This window comes from Planomonospora algeriensis (assembly GCF_977012225.1).
Map to the genome: position 1 here is coordinate 1 of NZ_CDRNDK010000978.1, position 835 is coordinate 835.

The 835-nt window shown below is 74.5% G+C and carries 2 protein-coding genes and 1 pseudogene; 2 read left to right on the top strand and 1 reads right to left on the bottom strand.

The window, feature by feature from the left end; genetic code table 11:
• Positions 1-204, bottom strand: a 204-nt coding sequence (locus ACWJ6R_RS37310) for a hypothetical protein (RefSeq protein WP_449066700.1), incomplete at its 3' end; no start/stop codon positions are given.
• Between the two features lie 15 nt (positions 205-219).
• Between ACWJ6R_RS37310 and ACWJ6R_RS37315 the strand changes: the two genes are divergently transcribed.
• Complete coding sequence (locus ACWJ6R_RS37315; protein WP_449066701.1) at positions 220-600, top strand: hypothetical protein; 381 nt, start codon at positions 220-222, stop codon at positions 598-600.
• A pseudogene (locus ACWJ6R_RS37320) lies at positions 597-835 on the top strand (hypothetical protein); the annotation flags it as partial. The gene ACWJ6R_RS37315 and the pseudogene ACWJ6R_RS37320, both read left to right, overlap by 4 nt.

Consider the following 835-nt stretch of genomic DNA (forward strand, 5'->3'; position numbering starts at 1 on the left):
GCCGGGCCGGATGCGCCGGGCGGGTGCCCTGCTCGCCGGGCTCTCCCTGGCCGCCGCCGCGGTGGCCCTGCAGTCCACCGCCCTGAGCGTCGAGGAGCGGAGCGCCGCGCTGACCTGGACCGGCGGCCTCGGCGAGGAGGTCGTCGCCTCGCGCTTCTCCGCCCGGGTGAAGGGGGTGTACGGCGCGCGCTCGGTGCAGACCACGACGCGTCCGACAAGGTGGAGAAGGCCACCACCTCGGGGATCTTCGTCGTCGTCACGCTGGAGGCGACCGCCCACCGGGAGCCGCAGCAGTTCGCGGCCCCGGTGCTGCTCACCGACGACGACAAGCGCTACCAGGCCACCGACAAGGTCGACTCCTCGCTGACCATCGTCAACCCCTACATCCAGCCGGGCTGGTGGACCGAGGGCGTGGCGGTCTTCGAAGTCCCGGTCAGCGCGCTGACCGGCGCCCGGATCGTGCTGCCGCTGAAGAACGGGATACTCATCGGGGAGACCTACCTGCCGGAGGTGGAGGTCGACCTGGGCCTGGACGAGGCGGGCACGCAACGCCTGATCGCCGATGCGAAGGACGTCTACCCCTTGACGAGCAAGCAGTGACCGGCACCCCGGCCCCGGAGAACGCGGGCCTTCCTGACTGGTCCGCTCCCGGGCGGGAGGAACCGCCCGCCGAGGCTCCTCGGCGGTCCCACGGCCGGCCCTACGGCGAGTCCCACGAGGGCGAGCCCTACCGCGGCGCCCCCCTGGCCCGCTTCCGGCGCCTGGCCGGCCCCGCCGCAGACCCACCCCGGGCGCCTGCCGCTCCGGACTCCGCCTTCGGGCACCCGGCCGCCCC